This is a genomic window from Parageobacillus toebii NBRC 107807, from assembly GCF_003688615.2.
GTDB lineage: Bacteria > Bacillota > Bacilli > Bacillales > Anoxybacillaceae > Parageobacillus_B > Parageobacillus_B toebii.
The window spans coordinates 2,993,602-3,009,237 of the sequence record NZ_CP049703.1 but is presented as its reverse complement, the minus strand read 5'-3'; the positions used below and the strand labels follow the sequence as shown (position 1 = coordinate 3,009,237).

Annotated in this window: 20 protein-coding genes; 13 read left to right on the top strand and 7 right to left on the bottom strand. The window is 39.9% G+C overall.

The window, feature by feature from the left end:
* Nucleotides 1-10 precede the first annotated feature (10 nt).
* Together DER53_RS15380 and recU are read right to left on the bottom strand one after the other, a co-directional pair.
* Complete coding sequence (locus DER53_RS15380; protein ID WP_062752688.1) at nt 11-2,749, bottom strand: PBP1A family penicillin-binding protein; 2,739 nt, start codon at nt 2,747-2,749, stop codon at nt 11-13.
* 36 nt (nt 2,750-2,785) lie between these two features.
* Nucleotides 2,786-3,391 (bottom strand): Holliday junction resolvase RecU, encoded by a 606-nt coding sequence (gene recU / locus DER53_RS15375; protein WP_081189457.1) that lies wholly within the window; start codon nt 3,389-3,391, stop codon nt 2,786-2,788.
* 259 nt (nt 3,392-3,650) lie between these two features.
* Between recU and DER53_RS15370 the strand changes: the two genes are divergently transcribed.
* Complete coding sequence (locus tag DER53_RS15370; RefSeq protein WP_015864240.1) at nt 3,651-3,899, top strand: hypothetical protein; 249 nt, start codon at nt 3,651-3,653, stop codon at nt 3,897-3,899.
* A gap of 62 nt (nt 3,900-3,961) precedes the next feature.
* The gene (locus DER53_RS15365; protein WP_062752686.1) at nt 3,962-4,330 is read left to right on the top strand and encodes a YppE family protein; all 369 of its coding nucleotides are present in this window, start codon (nt 3,962-3,964) and stop codon (nt 4,328-4,330) included.
* 43 nt (nt 4,331-4,373) lie between these two features.
* Here DER53_RS15365 and DER53_RS15360 read toward each other — a convergent pair whose 3' ends face one another.
* Together DER53_RS15360 and DER53_RS15355 are read right to left on the bottom strand one after the other, a co-directional pair.
* Complete coding sequence (locus DER53_RS15360; RefSeq protein ID WP_162839696.1) at nt 4,374-4,544, bottom strand: hypothetical protein; 171 nt, start codon at nt 4,542-4,544, stop codon at nt 4,374-4,376.
* An 84-nt stretch (nt 4,545-4,628) separates the two neighbouring features.
* Entirely contained in the window at nt 4,629-4,829 is a 201-nt protein-coding gene (locus DER53_RS15355) for a YppF family protein (protein WP_062752685.1), read from the bottom strand.
* A 171-nt stretch (nt 4,830-5,000) separates the two neighbouring features.
* Here DER53_RS15355 and DER53_RS15350 point away from each other — a divergent pair, with 171 nt between their 5' ends.
* Entirely contained in the window at nt 5,001-5,339 is a 339-nt protein-coding gene (locus DER53_RS15350; RefSeq protein ID WP_015864236.1) for a YppG family protein, read from the top strand.
* Between the two features lie 35 nt (nt 5,340-5,374).
* Here the strand turns inward: DER53_RS15350 and DER53_RS15345 are convergent, their stop codons facing one another.
* Entirely contained in the window at nt 5,375-5,629 is a 255-nt protein-coding gene (locus DER53_RS15345) for a sigma-G-dependent sporulation-specific acid-soluble spore protein CsgA (RefSeq protein ID WP_015864235.1), read from the bottom strand.
* A complete protein-coding gene (locus DER53_RS15340) occupies nt 5,629-5,817 on the bottom strand; it encodes a hypothetical protein (RefSeq protein ID WP_062752683.1) in 189 nt (62 codons plus the stop codon). The genes DER53_RS15345 and DER53_RS15340 overlap by 1 nt, the downstream gene beginning before the upstream one ends.
* Before the next feature lie 127 nt (nt 5,818-5,944).
* Between DER53_RS15340 and DER53_RS15335 the strand changes: the two genes are divergently transcribed.
* On the top strand, nt 5,945-6,088 hold the full coding sequence (locus DER53_RS15335) for a hypothetical protein (protein WP_162839695.1): 144 nt from the start codon (nt 5,945-5,947) through the stop codon (nt 6,086-6,088).
* Between the two features lie 41 nt (nt 6,089-6,129).
* Here DER53_RS15335 and DER53_RS15330 read toward each other — a convergent pair whose 3' ends face one another.
* Nucleotides 6,130-6,597: an Hsp20/alpha crystallin family protein gene (locus DER53_RS15330; RefSeq protein WP_062678502.1), complete on the bottom strand. Its 468-nt coding sequence runs from the start codon at nt 6,595-6,597 to the stop codon at nt 6,130-6,132.
* 269 nt (nt 6,598-6,866) lie between these two features.
* On the opposite strand from DER53_RS15330, the gene DER53_RS17490 reads away from it, so the two are divergent.
* The 9 genes from DER53_RS17490 (at nt 6,867) to iolX (ending at nt 15,555) form a co-directional block, all read left to right on the top strand.
* A complete protein-coding gene (locus tag DER53_RS17490) occupies nt 6,867-7,490 on the top strand; it encodes a HAMP domain-containing protein (RefSeq protein ID WP_244319615.1) in 624 nt (207 codons plus the stop codon).
* Nucleotides 7,491-7,525: 35 nt separating this feature from the next.
* Entirely contained in the window at nt 7,526-7,867 is a 342-nt protein-coding gene (locus DER53_RS17485) for a sensor histidine kinase (RefSeq protein ID WP_244319614.1), read from the top strand.
* Between the two features lie 16 nt (nt 7,868-7,883).
* On the top strand, nt 7,884-8,045 hold the full coding sequence (locus DER53_RS15315) for a hypothetical protein (protein WP_162839694.1): 162 nt from the start codon (nt 7,884-7,886) through the stop codon (nt 8,043-8,045).
* 15 nt (nt 8,046-8,060) lie between these two features.
* Nucleotides 8,061-8,624: a glycerol-3-phosphate responsive antiterminator gene (locus tag DER53_RS15310; protein WP_062752681.1), complete on the top strand. Its 564-nt coding sequence runs from the start codon at nt 8,061-8,063 to the stop codon at nt 8,622-8,624.
* A gap of 191 nt (nt 8,625-8,815) precedes the next feature.
* Nucleotides 8,816-10,486 carry a glycerol-3-phosphate dehydrogenase/oxidase gene (locus DER53_RS15305; protein ID WP_062752679.1) on the top strand — a complete coding sequence of 557 codons (1,671 nt, stop codon included), beginning with the start codon at nt 8,816-8,818 and terminating at the stop codon, nt 10,484-10,486.
* A 416-nt stretch (nt 10,487-10,902) separates the two neighbouring features.
* The gene (locus DER53_RS15300; RefSeq protein ID WP_062752678.1) at nt 10,903-11,904 is read left to right on the top strand and encodes a LacI family DNA-binding transcriptional regulator; all 1,002 of its coding nucleotides are present in this window, start codon (nt 10,903-10,905) and stop codon (nt 11,902-11,904) included.
* 318 nt (nt 11,905-12,222) lie between these two features.
* Nucleotides 12,223-13,227 carry a Gfo/Idh/MocA family protein gene (locus DER53_RS15295; protein WP_062752676.1) on the top strand — a complete coding sequence of 335 codons (1,005 nt, stop codon included), beginning with the start codon at nt 12,223-12,225 and terminating at the stop codon, nt 13,225-13,227.
* Nucleotides 13,228-13,245: 18 nt separating this feature from the next.
* Nucleotides 13,246-14,436, top strand: a complete 1,191-nt coding sequence (locus DER53_RS15290; protein ID WP_062752674.1) for a Gfo/Idh/MocA family protein — start codon at nt 13,246-13,248, stop codon at nt 14,434-14,436.
* Nucleotides 14,437-14,529: 93 nt separating this feature from the next.
* A complete protein-coding gene (gene iolX, locus DER53_RS15285) occupies nt 14,530-15,555 on the top strand; it encodes a scyllo-inositol 2-dehydrogenase (RefSeq protein WP_062752672.1) in 1,026 nt (341 codons plus the stop codon).
* Nucleotides 15,556-15,636 lie beyond the last annotated feature (81 nt).

The window sequence follows — 15,636 nt, the reverse complement described above, 5'->3', positions numbered from 1 at the left end:
TTATTGTTTTTTAATTTTCACTTTCTTGTTTTATGACATTGGAACGATAAGGATTGGTTCCAATAGCGTTGTTATGCTGGGTATTATGAGTATTACCATTATTTGCCCCATTAGGAGGGGTATTGCCGTTATTTCCCCCGTTGTTAGGCGGGGTATTTCCATTGTTTCCTCCGCCATTGTTGTTATTATTTTGCGGCGGAGGAGTTGTCGGATTGGTAGATGGCGGCGTCGGGGAAGTAGTGCCATCAGAATTGCCATTATTATTGCTATTATCATTGTTATTGCTGTCCTCGTTAGTTCCATTATTATTATTTTCATTTGGTTGTTGTTCGATATTTTCACCTTGATTTGTTTGATCAGAAGGAGAAGTTTGATCTTGATTTTCCTCTCCTTGTTGGTTTTGTTCTTCCCCTGGCACTCGTACGCTAGTCAATGCTGGTTTGCTTTGGATTTTTCCATCTTTTGCGTAAACGGCGAATGTGTAAGTGCCTGGTGTTGGATTATTGACAGTAATCGCTTTTTCTCTTGTCGTAACGACATTTTGCTCGCCTTTGTCATTTTTTATACGAACTTCAAAGATGGCGTTGTCGTTGCTATAGTTCCATGAAACAGAAATGGAGTTTGTTTCCGCGTTATACGCCGCTTGCAAATTCGTTACTGATGGCAATGTTTCCGGTTCGTCTTTCGCTGTTTCTGTCGGTTCCGTTCCTCTGACGAAACATTCGTAACTAATTTCGCTTTCTGGCGTATATTTGCTTGCTAGTTTTGGCGGATTAGTGCCTTTTTTAATCGGCAGTTTTACAACGCTATTCGGCATTTTAAAATCGCTGCCGCCATCATCTACGTAGGAAATGACCTGTTTAAATAAAAGGCGTGAAATCTTCTGCTCATATTGTGATAAATCAGCGGTGCTGCTGCGTTTGCTGAATCCGGTCCAAACCGCTGCCGTATAGTTTGGTGTATAGCCGACAAACCAGCTGTCCGGTACGGCGCGTTCAGATAGACCGTATTTTCTCGCCACTTCGCTAGGATAGTTCGTCGTTCCCGTTTTGCCGGCAACATGAAGCCCTGGAACGTTCGCAAGCGTACCCGTTCCGTATTGGACAACCGATTTTAACATATCTGTAATCATGTACGCTGTATAATCTTTCATCACTTTTTTCGGTTTTGGTTTTAAGTTCATCTCTGTGCCGTCCGGAAAGACGATTTTCGTGACAGCGTGCGGCTTAATATATACCCCATTATTGCCAAAAGCACTATAAGCTCCAGCCATTTGCAATGGAGAAACACGGTTTTCCAATCCGCCAATCGCATACGCTTCATGCACTTCGTCCAATCCCATGCCGAGTCTGTTAGCAAATTCTTTTGCACGCTCTTTTCCAACAGCTTGAAGCGCTTTTAACGCTGGAATGTTGCGGGATTTTGCCAAAGCATAGCGTATGGTCATCGGACCTAAATATTTTCTATCAGCATTTCGTATCGGCTTTCCGTTAGAGTAAGAGTATGGTTCATCGACGATTTGATGGGCAGTCGACCATTTTAAGTATTCAATTGCCGGACCGTAATCTAAAATTGGCTTAATGGATGATCCAGGCTGACCGACTGGTTGAATCGCATAGTTAAACCCAAACGTTACCTTTTCGCGATGGCGTCCGCCGCCAAGCGCGCGAATTTCGCCTGTTTTTGTATCAACTAGCGCGATTGCCGACTGCAAGTCTTTTTTATCTGTAAACAACGTATCGGAATTTAATAAATCCTCCACATGTTTTTGCGCATCTTGGTCTAGCGTCGTATAAATTTTTAATCCATCTTCAAACACGTTAACATTCGCTTGATCGGTAACTTCTTTAATAACTTCATCGATAAACGAGTCATACGGAATAGAGTTATCGTGTTTTTTTCGTTCAACCAGCATCGATTTGATCGGTACTTGCTTTGCTTTTTCCGCTTCCTCTTTTGTGATAAAGCCATGTTTTGCCATTAGCGATAACACAAGATCCCGGCGCTTTTTCGCAGCTTCCGGATGGTCATATGGGTTGTAGTTGTTTGGGCTTTGCGGCATTCCCGCAAGCAAAGCCGCTTCAGGAAGCGTCAAGTCTTTTAAATCCGTCTTTCCAAAATAATATTCCGCGGCTCTAGCCACGCCATAAATGCTGTCTGAGTAATAAACTTTATTTAAATACATTTCTAAAATTTCCTGTTTCGAATACTTTTGTTCCAAACGAAGGGAAAGCCATAATTCTTGCGCTTTTCGTTTTAACGTTTTTTCCTGTGATAAGAAAGTAAGTTTGGCGACTTGCTGAGTGATCGTGCTTCCGCCTTCGGCCCCAAACCCTTCTTTTATGTTAGCAACAACAGCGCCGGCAAGCCGGATAAAATCCACGCCGTGATGCTTGTAAAAGCGAACGTCTTCTGTCGCCAAAACAGCGTTTTCTAACACTTTTGGAATATCTTTATAAGAAATATAGGTTCGTTTGTAACCGCCGAGCTCCGCCACTTTACGGCCATTCATGTCATAAACAGTGGACGATAAAGGGTCTTTAATTTTTGCTTCATCAAACGGCGGCGCATCTTTAATGAAATAGGCAAATGTGGCAATTCCTCCCACCATTCCTATCATCATGAACAATAAGACAGCAACCGTTAATTTTTTAAAGAGCGATGTACCTTTTTGTTTTTTCGCTTTCTTTTGCTTTGCTCGCTTGGATGCTTGTTTTCGTTCCACACGAGAACGATATTCACCAGACATAAGCGAATCCTGCCTTTCTTATGAAATTTACATCTGTTAATGAGAAAAGTAGACTTTTTCTACTACACTAATATAATCAATTCTCGGTTGGTAGCCAAGTGCAATGTAATGGCCGTACCGTTCGATTTCTCGTTTCGGGATGGATTTTCTTCCTCCTGATCGTTGTTGTTCCCAAAACATAATCAAATGGTTCGCATCAAGAAGATAAACTTCATTCAGTGTAGTAAAACGCAAAATGACAAAACAAATTCCCCCGTGCCGCAATACTTGTTGCATATGATGAATTTGGTGTTCATGGAAATTTTTTAATGGAAACGATGTTTTATTTTTCGTTTCTTTTGCTTCAAAATCAATGTATTTCCCACGATATACACCGTTGTAGTCAGTGGTGGATGCTTGTTTAAAATATGCTTCTTTAATGACTGCGGCACTTCGTTTTGGGTAGTCGACACGAACGATTTGCACCGGCGTCGGTTTTTTATAAATGACGGCAATCCCGTGTTCGCGGTAATATTCGTTTGTTGCATTCAAATCTTCTTCTAGCGTCATTCCCCGATTTCCGTAGTTTGTCTGAAATGGATGAATCGGCTTGTTTATTTGTTTTGTTTCATACGTTTTGCCTCCAGGATATTTAAACATAATCTTCATCTCCTTTGAATGTTTTCTATTATACCATAGGAAATCGAGAAACGGGTGCAATAAGCGTCTCAATTCATCCTTTCACATACATGATTACGCAGACAATTTTTTTTCTTGACCGTATTTTACATATGTCGAAATTGTTCGAAGTAATGATTGCGGACACTTTCTTTGCCGAAATAGTTCTAGTTTTGTCATATAGGAAGGGAGTCAAGGTTTTATCGCGAATTGATTATCATCATGAAGATGGGAGGAGATAACAGTGGATCAGCGGTGGGCCAAAAAAGAGGAAGTGGAAAAACAACTATATGAAATTTTCCAATTAATACAGCAAGTAGACGCCAAAATGGAAAAAGTGATCGAAGATATCATTGAGGAGCGTTATGAACAAAACCAAACACAGTTTGAGCGATTAGAGCAACAATTGGCGAATGTCGAAGAGCAATTAGATGATTTTGCGGAAGGAGAGGATCCATCACTTCCATTTGCTTCAAAGCTTTACTTTGTTTAAGTTTTTCCCTTCAGCGCAAATGGTATGGTATAGTAAAAAAGGACGCTTGGAGGGAAATCGCCATGGAAAAGCAGTTAAAAGTGTTGACAGAAAAGTTATTGGACTACAATAAGCAATTGCTATACATTTCTCAGCAAGCACAAGAGCAACAAAAGGAACCGGATTTTTTTGAAGAGGTAAAGCCATTTGCTGATCAAGTAAAACAAGTAGTAGACGAATGGAAACAAATGGCGCTTTTATGGGTGAAAAAAGTACGACCAAAGCATATTTACGAAGTACAAATTGAAACGGCAGGAGAAAATATCGAAAAAATATGTGTGGAAGCATTTTATCCATCGGTCCCACATCGGCGCATCAAGCAATTTTGCCGATCGATTGAATATACGTTGTTGCTTATCGAAGAATGCTTAGAAGAGAGCGTTCAGCAATGATAGACGGAAGCTGTCTTCGATGTAAAAGAAGACAGCTTTTTTATTATAAATCTTTTTTCACCTTTACAGAAACAGGACCGCTGTTTTCTGTTGCGACGGTTCCAATTTCATATTCGACGCGCTCTGTCGCTTTTGGCGAAACATTGTTTCCATGCTTCGGTTTCTCATGGTCATGGCCTTTTAGCTTATGTTGAAAATGGACGCCTCTACCCATTGCAAACACCCCCTTGTTATTACTTTGGCAAAAAAAAAAGAGAAGTATACAAAAAAAGAAAGGGAAAAGCAACCCTCTCAGGATTTATAAGCCGATATATTCGTTTTTATTATCTGGTTTATAAGCACCAGCAAGTTCCAATTCACGAACAAGATCGCGGTACTGTGCAATCGTGATCTCTCCGCGCAAATACATTTGGCGCGCAAAACAAAGCAACTCATTCATATCAGTCGGTTCATAGTCTTTTACTGCGATAAATTTGTTTTTTAATTCCGCCATGTTCATCCTGCTTTCCCCCTTCCCCCTTTTATATATAAATAATAGTACCATAAGAAGATGGGATTTTTTTAAATTCGGAAAATTAAAACTTCCGACAATTCATGACATGTCCATCCTCACGTTCATCTGTTTTTGCACATATACTATGTCAGCCTAGAAATTGGGGGGAGTAGATGTATGTATCGATATCCACGTCCTTTATCCACGCCATTTTCTCCTTATGCGCCATATCACCATGCGTGGCATCCATATCCATATGCCCCGCCGTTTCCTAGCTATTTGCCGATCGGGCATCAACAACATACCGCTGTGTCTCCGTACCCTGCGCCATACCCAAAACCTGGTCCTTTGTTAACACCGCCATCACCTGGTATTCAGTCGTTAATGGCACAGTTTAAAAAATCCGATGGCACATATGATATTAATAAAATGATGAACACCATGGGGCAAATGATTAATACCGTTAATCAAGTAAACGGGGTGCTTAAAGGATTAATTAACACATTTAAAAAGTAAACTCCTCCGCGGACGTTCGTGGAGGAGTTTGCTTTTTAAATGAGCAGCTCATACACTTCATTTAATTGATATACTCGCTCAAAATCGCGCTCATCCATCGCGTAGCGAATTTCATGAGGCAAAATGCGGTCTAAAAAAGCGGCTTCTTTTTGCGACAGGTCGCGGACGAATTCGCCTTCACTTTTGTATGGTTTGCTGAGCAGTTTTTTATAAATGCGGCGTGGGGTGTCATCATGGTATTCTGTATAGTTCGATAAAATTTCCCGCAAATAAGCAAGCGTCTTTTCCATTACGTTTCCTCCCCTTTAAAAAACGTTTCAAATGTTTTGCTGACGGTTTGTTTTCCATGTGTGTACGGGTTTTCTTCGGTAACTTGCTTCGGATCCAGATTCGTTTTTATGACTACCATCGGTTCATCAGATGGTTCATTAATGAGCCGGTCGGTTAATCGATCAAAATCAGGCAATGACTTTTTCATCATCCGCACCTCCTATAAGTAGAGTGAGTTAACCGTGACAAAAGTATGTATGATGCATAGCGGTTAATAAAATAGAAAACAGCATAAACTAACGAAGACAGATCCGTTTTTATGGAGGTGACTGGATGTGACAAATCGCAATGACAATCGCGAACGAAAAAACAAATATCCAAACAATCGTGAAAAAATCGCGAAAGAATGGGATATTCAAAAAGACCCGACTCCTGAAATCAATAATAAATACGGAAGTAAATCACATAAAAATTCATAATATAAGAAAGGGCTGCCCATGTTTTGGACATGCCCTTTTTCTTATTCGATATCGATATATTTTCGCTTTTGCGGCAGCCGGATGATCAGTTTGCCGTTTTTCCATGACGCCTTTACTTCTTTTTCACTTACTGCGTAAGGCAATGGGATTACGCGAGCAATATGTTGATGCATTCGTCGTCGTTGATAAAAATGACTTTGTTCGTCTATTGATTCGATCATTTCATTATTTTGGATGATAAGCTGTAAATGATTATCGATAAATTCCAACTGAATTTGGTTTCGTTTTACATTAGGAAGATGAGCGATAATCGTATATTCATCTTTCGTTTCGCGAACATCAATTGGAATATAGGTGTGGGAAAGCGTTTTCTGGAAGTATTCATCGAGCGTTTCCATCATTTTTTTTAACGGTCGTTCATCAAAAAATTGGTCGACCATTTCCCATAAATGTTGGAGCGGGTTACTATTTCCCTCTTTTTTCATCGGCGGCTGAAAATGATCGCTCATTCCCCCATAGCCCTCCTTTCGCATGGCATTCCTTAGTTTAAATGTATGTGCAGTAATGGAAAAAAGTCACTCTTATTTTTACTTGATGAAACCGACAAAGAACGTTATATCCAAACAGTACGAGGCGCTGGATATGTGATGCGGTCATGAAACTTTTTCGATCGGAAAACGTCTCATTAAAATGGAAGCTTACTTTTCTTTCTGCAATCGCCATTTTTATTACTTATTTTGTTTTCACGTTTTTGTAATATCATGTGGTGAAGCAATGGTTGTTAAACGAAGAAGAAAAAGCGATGAAAAAAACGGTTGAAGAAATTGAAACTTATTATGCGGAAAAACGTAATCTATCATGGAAGGATATTCGTCAAAGCAAACAGCTGCTCGAAGAATTAAACGAAAAATACCAATTGATTCGGGTGCTTGATCGTAAAGGAAACGTTGTTGTCTCTGTTTCTAACGGCGCTTCCATTTCCTTATCGCCAAGCGGTGCTCCAAAAGAGTTGCAAATGGATTATCATTTTGTAAACGATGAACGTTTCATTATTTTACGGGAGCCTTTACATACTTCGACCTTGAATGGAACGATTGAAATTGCACGCCGTCTTGTGAAATTTCAACAAATGATGAATATGCTGTTTTTCATCATGACTGTCATTGGGGTTGTGGCAATGATTATGAGCGCTTTCATCGGCAGGCTTGTTGCCCAAAATTTTGTTGGACGTCTAAAAACGTTAACAAAAACAATGATGGATATTAAAAATAAAGGGATGAAAAAGCGCATCGACGTTCCAGCTTCTAATGATGAAATGTCGGAACTAATGATGATGTTTAATAAGATGATGGACGAGATCGAGCGATTGTTTGATCAACAAAAACAATTTTTCAATTTGTGATCAATGATTTATCGAGTAAAGCGGCGCGAATTCGGATGACGAAATATCATTTTGAACAATTGTTGTTAATTGTATTAGATAATGCGGTAAAATATTCGCAACCAGCAAAACAAGTGACCATTTCGATCAAAGAAGAAGAGCGGTTTGTTACGGTTGCGGTAAGAGACTACGGGATCGGAATACCACGGGATCAATTAGAAAAAGTATTTTTGCGGTTCTACCGTGTGGATAAAGCGAGAAGCCGCGAAAAGGGCGGCGTTGGTCTTGGATTAGCCATCACAAAAGAAATGATCGATAAATACGATGGGCAAATTACGATTGACAGTGAGGTCAGCAAAGGAACAACCGTTGAGTTATCGATTCCTAGAGGAAAGTAAAGAAAGGTGAGATCAAATGGAACATCTTCACGAAAGTACGATGATGCAGAAAAAAAATATCCAGCACGTCGTAGAAAAATTTCGCAAACGAGGAGTAAAAATTGCGACTTGCAAACCGCGGACAATGATGTCATTATCTTGCATGGAAGAAATCGAGGCGGAAAAAAATAGAGCATGAAAAAGGTGGAAAACGATGGATATTCGTTGTCAGAAGATCATCCCTGCGATGAAAACGATGAAAGATTTTGAGAAATTTTTAAATAGCCGCTATATTTATGGAGTGTTATTAGAAGTGCATATTTCTCAACTGAAAAGCGTGTTTCATTACGCGCGGCAGCATGGAAAAAAACTGATCATTCATACGGATTTAATTCAAGGGTTGAGCCACGATGAGCATGCGGCGGAATATTTATGCCAAGAATTTCATCCGTACGGGCTTATTTCTACGAGGGGAAATGTCATCACCAAGGCAAGACAAAAAAAGGTGCTTGCCATTCAGCGCATTTTCTTGCTCGATTCACATGCGCTTGAAAAAAGCTATCAATTGATTGAAAAAACAGAACCTGATTGCATTGAGGTGATCCCTGGGGCAATGCCTCATATTATTCGGGAAGTAAAGGAACGAACAGGCAAACCGATTTATGCCGGCGGCCTTATTCGTACCGTGGACGACGTTGAGCGCGCGTTAGAAGCAGGGGCGGTTTCCGTAACCACTTCGAATAAAGATTTATGGAAACACTATGAGTGTTTTTTGTAAGAAACAGGAAAACAGTCATTTCAAAAAGATACCATATTTCACTAGCCAAACAAGCTGTTTTTTGCTATAATAAAAGTAAGTTAATAATAAGTCAGGAGATTAGGAGAGACCATGCATGCATGGTAAGCGGAAGCTTATCGTGTTTGCAATGGTCTCTTTTTGTCTTTTAACAATAAAGGAGGAGTTTTTTCATGACAGCGGCATTGTTTTCAAGCAAACAACGTCGTCAACGTTTGGAAGAAATGAGCAAAGAATATTACGATGTATTAGTGATAGGAGGAGGTATTACCGGCTGTGGTATTGCGTTAGACGCAGTCACGCGCGGCATGAAAACGGCGCTTGTGGAAATGCAAGATTTCGCGGCAGGTACTTCCAGCCGTTCGACCAAGCTCGTACACGGCGGACTTCGTTATTTGAAACAATTCGAAGTAAAAATGGTGGCCGAAGTGGGAAAAGAGCGGGCGATCGTTTATGAAAACGGTCCGCATGTCACTACGCCAGAATGGATGCTTTTGCCGATTCATAAAGGGGGAACGTTTGGCAAATGGAGCACATCTATCGGCTTATGGGTATATGATCATTTAGCCGGGGTGAAAAAAAGCGAACGACGAATCATGTTAAATGCCCAACAAACATTGCAAAAAGAGCCGTTGATTAAACAGGAAGGTCTTCTAGGAGGCGGCTATTACGTCGAATATCGTACGGATGATGCCCGTTTGACGATAGAAGTCATGAAAAAAGCGGCGGAATTCGGCGCTCATGCCGTAAACTATACGAAGGTGGAAGAATTTCTTTACAATGAAAGCGGCAAGGTGATCGGTGCGCGATGCCGCGATCAGCTAAGCGGCCGCACTTACGAAATACGCGCGAAAAAAGTGATCAACGCTGCCGGGCCATGGGTAGATACGCTGCGGGAAAAAGACCATTCAAAAACGGGGAAAATGCTGCAGCTGACAAAAGGAGTTCATATTGTCATCGATCAAAAACGATTTCCGTTGAAACAAGCGATTTATTTTGATACGCCGGACGGCCGCATGGTATTCGCGATTCCACGCGATGGAAAAACGTATGTCGGCACGACCGATACGTTTTACAACGGAGATATTGCCAACCCGACAATGACAAAAGAAGACCGCGATTATTTACTGCGTGCGATTCGCTATATGTTCCCATCCGTAAACATTACCGCGGATGATATTGAATCAAGCTGGGCGGGTGTTCGGCCGCTTATATATGAAGAAGGAAAAGACCCATCGGAAATTTCACGCAAGGACGAAATTTGGCAATCTCCAACAGGGCTGATTACGATTGCTGGCGGAAAACTAACCGGTTATCGGAAAATGGCAGAAACGGTCGTCGATTTAGTTGCGAAACTGTTGGAAAAAGAAGAAGGACGAACATTCCGTCCATGCCAAACAAAACATTTACCGATTTCCGGCGGAGATGTTGGCGGCTCACAGCAATTGCCAGCCTTTATCGCGAAAAAAGCCGAAGAAGCGGTGCGCTATGGTTTTACGAAAGAAGAAGGGGAACGATTAGCGAAAATATATGGCACCAACGTCGATCAATTATTTGAACTAAGTGAACAATACGATGATTCATGCGGCCTTTCCCGCGAGCAGTTTGTTCGCCTTGTATATGCCATTGACTATGAAATGACCGCAAAACCGATTGATTATTTCATCCGTCGTACTGGCGCGCTATTGTTTGATATCGCTTCTGTTCGCCGCTGGAAAGACCGCGTCACTGCCTTTATGGCCAACTATTTGCAATGGACGGAAGAACAGACGGCTGCCTATGCAGAAGAACTGGAAAAAGCGTTGCGGGAGGCGACAACAGCAGCAGAAAAAGACGGTGTCTAACTTTTGACACCGTTTTTTTATGTACGCCCGACAAGGATGTCTTCATAGGAGAACGTTCTGAGTTGATATTATGTCAATAAAATAGAGACTTTTCTACCTCTCTTACAAGGAAGTAAATGGTTTGCGCATCTTTTCATACATCATTAGCGATGAATATCCATTATTGGAATTAACTTGCTTGTAGTTATAAAAACACTCGATATACTCAAATTCACTCGCTTTTGCCTGCTCCCTGTTTCCTATATCTTATGTAAGATGATTTCTTTCTTGATGTGAAGATTGTAAAATAATAAAAAAGTGATTGAAAAAAAGTGGAAAAAGAATTACACTTTAGATAAAATAGAGCAAGCGCTTGCTCTAATTCACCGTTTGAACTCACTTTTTTTCAAATACTGACTGCGAAAGAATGGTGAAATATGAAAGTAACGATTTATGATGTAGCGAAACAAGCTGGTGTATCTATATCAACTGTGTCTAGAGTTATCAATAACACGGGTCGTATTAGCGAAAAGACAAGAAAAAAAGTATTAGAAGTGATGAAAGAATTGCATTATCAACCTAGTATAGTGGCGTCCGCATTAACTGGGAAACGAACACGTACGATTGGACTTATTATTCCTGATGTAGCTAATCCTTTTTTTTCTGAAATTGCTAGAAAAGTAGAAGATCGGGGAAGAGAGCTGGGGTTTAATGTGTTAATGTGTAATACAGATAATAATCCAGATACAGAAGAAATGTATCTTTCTCTCCTACAACAAAAAAGTGTGGACGGAATTATTATTGGAACGACAACAAAAAACTACACAGTTTTAAATCAATTATTGCAGGAAAATTTCCCGTTGGCGCTTATTGCTCAAGATATTCCCGAATTAGCTATTAATGTGGTTAGGGTCGATGATTTCTTGGGTGGATACCAAGCTGTATCACATTTAGTGTCTTTAGGTCATGAAAAGATTGCAATTATGTTAGGAAATTTAAGCAGAACAAGCGATAAATATCGTCTTCAAGCTTATCGCCAGGTGATGGAAGAGAATGGGCTGAGGTATGAAGAAAAATGGATCGTATATACAGACTATTCATTAACAGACGGAAAAAGGGCGGCATTAGAGTTGCTTCAGTCTTCTCCAAAACCAACTGCTGTTTTTGCATGTTTTGATTCTTTAGCTATCGGTGTGTATCAAGCTGCAAAGGAATTAGGACTTAACATTCCAAATGATTTATCTATCGTAGGATTTGATAATACCATATTGTCCACCATTGTAGATCCACCATTAACGACAGTAGCACAGCCGATTGATGAAATGGGTCGGCAAGTGGTTGATTTGCTAATTGATGAGATAGAAGGAAAGAATAGTACGAAGCAACGAATTATTTTGCCGCCTGAATTAATCATAAGACAATCTACAAAATCACTATAAGTTTATTATTTCCGAAAAAGAGGAACTTGATTTATAAATTAAATCATTCCTCTTTTTTATTTTTGATAACAAAAAATATTTATTTTATAAAAAAAATTCGTATATTCAGAAAAAATAGTTGATAAAATGAATTATTGAAGATAAAATGAAAGTAGATGAGAAAGCGCTTGCTCAAAAAAGGTTGTTATAATCAAAAAAACTTAACATTTTATAGTGGAAGATAAAAAAATATCAAAAAAGAAAGCGCTTGCCAATAACAGAGTAGTATGAACTGCATAATTCATGGCTAATTCTATGCGAAAGGAGAAAAAAGGAATTATGTCACAAGTAAGAATAGGGATCTTGGGTGCAGGAGGAATTGCAAAGGTACATACATCAATTCTTAAAAGAGACGAACGAGTGCAGATTGTTGGAGTGGCAGACATTGTAGAAGAACGAGCGGCAGCCTTGGCAAAAGAAACGGGAAGTGCCAAGGCGGTTAGTAGCCTAGATGATTTGTTTGAACTTGGTGTTGATGCTGTATACGTTACAACCCCAAATACGTTACATGTTGAACCTGTATTGAAATGTCTACAACAAAACGTTCATGTATTTTCAGAAAAGCCAATGGCTACTTCTTTGGAAGAAGCAGAACAAATAAAAAAAGCCGCTGAAACATCAAAAGCAATATACAATTTGGGAATGAATCGTCGGTACGCTTCTGTTTATAAAAAAGTAAAAGAGCTCATTGCTTCTGGAGAAGTAACTCCTTATTTGGCGAATATAAAAATGAATCGCGGTGAACTATTAAACCCTGCTTGGACAGCCGATCCGAAGGTGACAGGTGGATTCCTTTATGAAACCCCTTTCCATCTGATGGATATGTGTCGCTACTTATTCGGAGAAGTACAAACAGTTTATTGTGAAGCTAGACAAAATATTTCTAAAGCGGAGTTAGATACATTTGCGATTATGATGACCTTTGAATCAGGTACTATTGTTAATTTTGTTACTTATGCTCATGCTGGATGGAGTTTCCCATTTGAAAGTTTGGAGGTTTATGGAAAATATTGTACAGTTGCAACACAAGAATTAGAAAAAGTTATGTATGCACCTGGACTACAACAACCGAGCCAAATTATTGATTTTCATCAGTTGTCTATGGAAGAAAAATGGGGTTATGCAGAAGAAGATCGTTTATTCATCGACGCAATTATTAAAGGAACTAAACCTCCTGTCACAGCTGAAGATGGATTCCGTTCCATTCAACTATTAGAAGCAATATATGAAAGCGCAAAAACCGGGAAAATGATCGATTTTCGCCAAACGACTCCATCGCAATAAAAAAGAGTAGGTGATGATATGAGCAAAAAACAAGTTCGCATTGGAATGGTTGGATATAAATTTATGGGGAAAGCCCATAGTCATGCTTTTCGCGATATTCCATTTTTCTTTGACACCGAGGTTGTTCCGGTTTTACAAGCCATTGCCGGAAGGGATGAACAAGGAGTAAAACAAGCAGCTGAAAAGATGGGATGGGCATCGTATGAAACGGATTGGCGTCGTCTCATTGAGCGTGATGATATTGATGTTATTGACATCGTTACACCAAATAATACGCACGCCGAGATTGCGATCGCTGCAGCGAAAGCAGGAAAACATATTATTTGTGAGAAGCCGCTAGCATTAACGCTAGAACAATCGTTAGAGATGCTTGATGCGGTGAAAAAAGCTGGTGTTGTCCATATGATTTGTCACAATTATCGGTTTGCCCCGGCTGTACAGTTTGCTAAACAACTTATTGCACAAGGCAGGTTAGGGAAAATTTATCATATTCGTGCTACATTTCTGCAAGATTGGCTTATGGACCCTGATTTTCCATTAATATGGAGGCTTAAGAAACAGATATCTGGTTCAGGTACACTCGGGGACATTGGAGCACATATTATTGATTTAGCGCGTTTCCTAGTTGGAGAATTTAGTGAAGTAGTAGGAATGATGGAAACTTTTATTAAAAAGCGACCATTAGGTGATATGGATATTCATCTGAAAGGACGTGTAGAAAGCGATAAATGGGGAGAAGTTGATGTGGATGACGCCACTGCGTTTTTAGCGCGTTTTGAAAATGGAGCGCTAGGTGTATTCGAAGCGACTCGTTTTAGTAGAGGAAATCGGGCTGGAAATCGATTCGAAATTAATGGAGAAAGAGGCTCGATTCGTTGGGATATGGAAAATATGAACAACTTGCAAGTCTATTTAGAAGATGATGAACGTGGTTTACAAGGATTTCGGACGATTAACTGCACAGAAGTAGAACATCCGTATGCATCAGCTTATTGGCCGGCTGGTCACATTATTGGCTATGAACATACATTTATCAATCTATTAGTTGAAATGATGAATGGAATTGCAAATGGATACAGCCCTGTTCCTAATTTCGAGGATGGAGTTCGCAATCAAGCGGTATTGGAGGCTGTCGAACGTTCTGTACAAACGGGAAAATGGGTCAAAGTATCTGAATTATTACAATCAACACAGTTACAAGTAAATTAACGTTAGAAACCATTGCTAACAGTGGACAAATGAGAATCTTTTGTACTAGCACAAGAAAACGATTACATTTATTTGAAGGGTGTGTTGTGTTTTATGACAATTCGTTGCGCTGTGCTTGGTTTAGGTCGGTTAGGTCATCACCATGCGAAAAATTTAGCTACTCATCAAATTGGCGGTGCTCAATTAGTTAGCGTTGTAGATCCGATGGAAGGTCGTGCCGAGCAGTTTGCTAAAGAATTTGACATTGAACATTGGACTAAAAATCCAGATGAAGTATTTGAAGATCCGCGCATTGATGCAGTTATTATTGTTACTCCAACAAGCACCCATGCTGATATGATTAAACGAGCTGCGAAAAACGGAAAAGCTATCTTTGTAGAAAAACCACTTACTCAAAGTTTAGAAGAAGCGGATGAAATCATTCAAACTATTAAACAGTATAACGTCATTTGTCAAGTTGGATTTATGAGAAGATTTGACCCTGCCTATGCCGAGGCAAAGCGGAGAATTGAAGCGGGGGATATTGGAAAGCCGATCTATTTTAAAGGAATTACTCGCGACGCCGGTTCGCCTCCTGCTGAGTTTATTAAGCATAGCGGTCGGGTATTTTTAGATGTTTCTATCCATGACTATGATATTGCAAGATACTTAATGGGTGCTGAAATCACTTCCGTTTCTGCACATGGAAGGGTGTTGTTACACCCGTTTATGGAAGAGTTTAGGGATGTGGATCAAGCGATTACGTATGTACACTTTGATTCTGGTGCAGCCGGTGATATTGAGGCAAGCCGCAACTCGCCTTATGGTCATGACATTCGCACGGAAATTATCGGTACGGAAGGATCGCTTTTTATCGGGACTCTTCGAAATCAAAATGTAACGTTATTAAATTCAAAAGGGAGCACATATGAGATCATTCCGGACTTTCAAACGAGATTTAGTGATGCTTATCGTTTAGAACTCATGCATTTTATTGAATGTGTTCGAAATAAGCAGACTCCAAAAGTAACAGAAATTGATGGGAAAGTGAATTTAAAAATCGCCATTGCAGCGACAGAATCATTCGATAGCGGCAAAACGGTTCATATAAAAGGAGAGTGTCTAGAAAAAAGTTATTAAATCAAATCTATTACTTGTGCTTTGGGGAAGGTAACGATGCTGTTGTAATCTGGTCCACTATTTTAACTATATAAAAACAAG

Bases quoted from the DNA above. Each gene is read 5' to 3' on its own strand.
- DER53_RS15380 (WP_062752688.1), bottom strand. From the start codon at position 2,749: ATGTCTGGTGAATATCGTTCTCGTGTGGAACGAAAACAAGCATCCAAG.
- DER53_RS15365 (WP_062752686.1), top strand. From the start codon at position 3,962: ATGGAAAAGCAGTTAAAAGTGTTGACAGAAAAGTTATTGGACTACAAT.
- DER53_RS15360 (WP_162839696.1), bottom strand. From the start codon at position 4,544: ATGGGTAGAGGCGTCCATTTTCAACATAAGCTAAAAGGCCATGACCAT.
- DER53_RS15355 (WP_062752685.1), bottom strand. From the start codon at position 4,829: ATGAACATGGCGGAATTAAAAAACAAATTTATCGCAGTAAAAGACTAT.
- DER53_RS15350 (WP_015864236.1), top strand. From the start codon at position 5,001: ATGTATCGATATCCACGTCCTTTATCCACGCCATTTTCTCCTTATGCG.
- DER53_RS15345 (WP_015864235.1), bottom strand. From the start codon at position 5,629: ATGGAAAAGACGCTTGCTTATTTGCGGGAAATTTTATCGAACTATACA.
- DER53_RS15340 (WP_062752683.1), bottom strand. From the start codon at position 5,817: ATGAAAAAGTCATTGCCTGATTTTGATCGATTAACCGACCGGCTCATT.
- DER53_RS15330 (WP_062678502.1), bottom strand. From the start codon at position 6,597: ATGAGCGATCATTTTCAGCCGCCGATGAAAAAAGAGGGAAATAGTAAC.
- DER53_RS17485 (WP_244319614.1), top strand. From the start codon at position 7,526: ATGACGAAATATCATTTTGAACAATTGTTGTTAATTGTATTAGATAAT.
- DER53_RS15315 (WP_162839694.1), top strand. From the start codon at position 7,884: ATGGAACATCTTCACGAAAGTACGATGATGCAGAAAAAAAATATCCAG.
- DER53_RS15310 (WP_062752681.1), top strand. From the start codon at position 8,061: ATGGATATTCGTTGTCAGAAGATCATCCCTGCGATGAAAACGATGAAA.
- DER53_RS15305 (WP_062752679.1), top strand. From the start codon at position 8,816: ATGACAGCGGCATTGTTTTCAAGCAAACAACGTCGTCAACGTTTGGAA.
- DER53_RS15300 (WP_062752678.1), top strand. From the start codon at position 10,903: ATGAAAGTAACGATTTATGATGTAGCGAAACAAGCTGGTGTATCTATA.
- DER53_RS15295 (WP_062752676.1), top strand. From the start codon at position 12,223: ATGTCACAAGTAAGAATAGGGATCTTGGGTGCAGGAGGAATTGCAAAG.
- DER53_RS15290 (WP_062752674.1), top strand. From the start codon at position 13,246: ATGAGCAAAAAACAAGTTCGCATTGGAATGGTTGGATATAAATTTATG.
- iolX (WP_062752672.1), top strand. From the start codon at position 14,530: ATGACAATTCGTTGCGCTGTGCTTGGTTTAGGTCGGTTAGGTCATCAC.